Annotated in this window: 4 protein-coding genes; all 4 read right to left on the bottom strand. The window is 66.2% G+C overall.

From position 1 onward, the window contains the following. A partial coding sequence (locus ABWU19_RS14540; protein WP_435902364.1) for a hypothetical protein occupies positions 1–1365 on the bottom strand: 1365 nt, incomplete at its 3' end. Then, a complete protein-coding gene (locus ABWU19_RS14535) occupies positions 1365–2342 on the bottom strand; it encodes an AAA family ATPase (RefSeq protein ID WP_119358821.1) in 978 nt (325 codons plus the stop codon). The genes ABWU19_RS14540 and ABWU19_RS14535, both read right to left, overlap by 1 nt. Then, positions 2306–2764 carry a lytic transglycosylase domain-containing protein gene (locus ABWU19_RS14530; protein ID WP_119358820.1) on the bottom strand — a complete coding sequence of 153 codons (459 nt, stop codon included), beginning with the start codon at positions 2762–2764 and terminating at the stop codon, positions 2306–2308. The genes ABWU19_RS14535 and ABWU19_RS14530 overlap by 37 nt, the downstream gene beginning before the upstream one ends. Then, the gene (locus tag ABWU19_RS14525; RefSeq protein ID WP_119358819.1) at positions 2752–3300 is read right to left on the bottom strand and encodes an HD-GYP domain-containing protein; all 549 of its coding nucleotides are present in this window, start codon (positions 3298–3300) and stop codon (positions 2752–2754) included. Before ABWU19_RS14525 ends, ABWU19_RS14530 begins: the two co-directional genes overlap by 13 nt. Positions 3301–3387: the final 87 nt, after the last annotated feature.

Here is a 3387-nt window from a genome sequence, read left to right as displayed (position 1 = left end):
CCACCAGTAGAACAAAGCCCGCATCCCTAATGAGGCTGCCACCCCCAAGGGGTTGCGGTCGGCGCGGAAGTCCGGCACCGTGCTCACCTCGGCCCGATTCCAGACCTGGAAGAAGCTCACGTAGCCAAAACGTTCGTAGATGTAGGGATTCGAGGGAGGGAACCAGCGCTTGACTTCCTCCAGCCGCCAGGCCCCCGGCGCGTTCTTGTGGTTGATGAAGAGGTCGCGCCCGGCCAGCTTGCTCCCCTCGTCGGTAGCGGCCAGGGTGTTCAGCGCCAGTCGCATAGCCTTCTCGTCCAGCCCAGCGATAAGCCCGGTCAACTGGGCGCTGACTGGCTGCAAAAAAGACAGCTTGGACAGGCTATTGAGCGCCTGGTAGTAGTAGGCCGTCCCGGCCAGCCGCTCAGCCTCGGGCAGCCGGGGCAATGCCCGCTGCAAGGTTTGCAGAATCCCCTGGGCCTCGCTCACCAGGTTCTGCGGGGTGAGGCCGTCCAGCGTCCGCATCACCGGCGTCACCACCGCGCCCCCCTCGAGCACATGCGCCTGCCAGGGCATGGGGGCGAAGACCCTGAGCCTTGTGGGGTCAGAGAGGTCGGTGGGCACCCTGGGCCTGAGCGCACTCAGTACGTCGAGTTGATAGTCCGGGTAGTAAGTCGCCACCGCGTGGGCGATTCCGTCCGAGACCCGTGTCTGGGCTGCGCTGTCGTTGAACCATAGCGGCTGCCCGTCGTTGTACCCCGGCGTACACCAGGAAAAGCCGATAGCGTCAATGTCCAGGCAGAACCCCGGCACGTACATCAGGGGCAGAATCTCAAGCCCTAACCCGTCGCAAAAGTCCTCGCTGTTCACCTGCGGCACCGGCCAGTAGGCGTCCAGCATGTGCTGGCCCTGGGCGGCTGGACTGGGCCAGCCAAGCCCTGGGTCGAACCCCTGGGGTACGCTCCCCGAGGGCACGTCCACCTGTACCTCCGGCAGGGGCGGGTTGAGGTCAGGCCCCTTGAGCCCGGCCCAGCAGTACACCGCATAGAGCGCGGGGTTGTTGAGCCGGGTGATGACGTGCCAGTAGTAGCGCTCCTCGAAGCGCTGCCAGGCTTTTCTCAGGTCGCGGGCCACCTCCTGGGTGGTCAGCAGGTCGCTCATGGGTAGCCGCCACTCGTGGGCCACCGCCGCCCGCCCCTCGAGCCGGGCCTGCTGGTTCTCCTTCCAGCGGTCGGCCCGCAGGACTTCCACGAAGGGCCATTTGAGCAGGGTGAGCCGTTCCAGCCGGTAGTCTGGGGCGCTCACCAGGTAGCGCGTCGTGTCAGGGTAGCGGGGGTCTTGCGCCAGCGCTACCCCGAGCAGCAAAGCCAGTCCAATCCATCGCATCAATCCCACCTCCCTAATTGCAATCCCTCGGGTTCACCCCCTGAGAGCAGGGTGTCCAGGGCCTCGGCAAAGTCAGGGTAGAGCACGAACTTCCCCTTGCCCCGCACCTCCAGGCACATGGCGAAGGACGGGCGGCTTCTGCGCCTGCCCTCGTTCGGGTCGCCCAGGATGGGCAGCAGCACCGGGTTCTCCAGCAGGTCGAGGATGGTCTCCCCGTGCGCGGTCGCTACCACCCGCACCCCCCGCCTCGAGGCGGTCAAACACTGGAAAACGTCCTCGTTGTAGCCGATCTCGTCGGCCACCACCACCTCGGGGCTATGGTTGGCGATGGCCTGGTAGATCACCCAACCCTGGTTCTTCGAGGGCGGGTCTGGCACCTGCAAGCGCCTCGCTGGGGAGATGCCGGGATGGGTGAGCTTCCCATCCCCGCCGATCTCGTTGCTGGTGTCCACCACCGCCACCCGTGGCCCGTAGCGCCCGGCCAGAATCCGCACGATGTCCCGCAAGAGGGTGGTCTTCCCCGTCCTGGGCGGCCCCACCACCAGCATCGAACCACTCTGCTCGAGCCAGGGCCGCAAGGGTTCGGCCACCCCCATTACGAAGCGTCCGATGCGGATGGTGACCCCTACCGTCTCCCCGTAAGCGTCCTGGATGCGGCTGACACGGTGCAGGGTGCCCTCCAGCCCGGCCCGGTTGTTCTCCTTGAACCCCCCCAGCCGGTGGGTCAGGTAGGAAAGGTCATCTTTGTTGACAGTGCGGCTCTCCAGGATGTAGACCTGATCAGCTGCGGTGTAGATCAGGGGCTTGCCCAGGTCGAGCACTATCTCGTCCAGGCTGTCCCGGTGCGCCTCCACCTCCACCCGCACCCAGGGGGGCAGCCGCTCCATCAGCCGGGCGAACTCCTCCGGGAAGCGCTCGTGTACCCAGACCCGTGTTACGTTTACGTCTTGTTTTTCTTCAACCACTGGTACACCCATAGCACGTCCCTCACGTATTTCTGCGTTTCGACGTAGGGGGGGACACCCCGGTACTTTCGCACCGCCCCCGGCCCGGCGTTGTAGGCGGCCAGGGCCAGCCGCCAGTCCTGGAAGGTGTCCCACTGCTGCCGCAGGTAGCGGGCGGTGCCCCACAGGTTCCACTGCGGGTCACGCAAACGCTGCTCTGCAATGCCCATCGCCCGGCCCGTCCCCGGCATAATCTGCCCCAGACCTGTAGCCCCCTTGGGAGAGACCGCGTTCACACAGAAGCGGCTCTCCACCCAAACCAGCGCAATGAGCAGGTCGGGGTCGAGGCCGTAGCCACGGGCGTAATAAGCCGCCACCCCTGCCAGGTCAGCAGGCACCCGCCCGCAGGCCAGGCCCAGAGAGAGGGCCACCAGCACGGCGATCAGCCGCGACATACCCCCTCCGGGCGCAACGACTCCAAGGCCCACTGCACCACCGCCGGATCAAACTGGCTGCCGCTGCCCGCCTCTAGCTCCCCCAGCGCCTCTACCCACGAACGAGCGGGGCGGTAGGGCCGCTCGGCCAGCATCGCATCCAGCGCATCCAGCACCGCGCACACCCGCCCCGCCAGGGGGATTTCCTGACCCGAAAGTCCGTACAAATACCCCTGCCCGTCCCAGCGCTCGTGATGGTAGAGCACCGCATCCAGCCCGACCTTGCCCAGCCTCTTCTTCAGTTTGCGGTAGCCGATGACCACGTGTGTTTTCATCGCCTCCTGCTCCTCCTGGGTAAGGGGGCGCGGGAGCAGGTAGGGGCGGCCCGGCACGAACAGCCGCCCGTAGTCGTGGTACAACGCCGCGAGCTCAAAGTCCAGGCCCAGGCCAAAATCCTGCGCGGCCTGAACAGACCAGCGCCGCAGGTTGGGGGTGTGCCCGAGCAGGCCCACCAACCATATCTCGTGCTCCTCTAGCAGCTCGTTGAGGGTAGTCATCGCTCCACCTCCTCCAACGAACGCTCAGCCTGCACCGCCATCCGCGCGATCCCCCGCCGGATGTGGCGCAGCTCGTCCAGTAGCGCC

This window comes from Meiothermus cerbereus (assembly GCF_051297115.1).
In the GTDB taxonomy this organism is placed as follows: domain Bacteria; phylum Deinococcota; class Deinococci; order Deinococcales; family Thermaceae; genus Meiothermus; species Meiothermus cerbereus_A.
The sequence above is the reverse complement of the archived record's forward strand: the minus strand, read 5'-3'. Positions and strand labels throughout refer to the sequence as shown.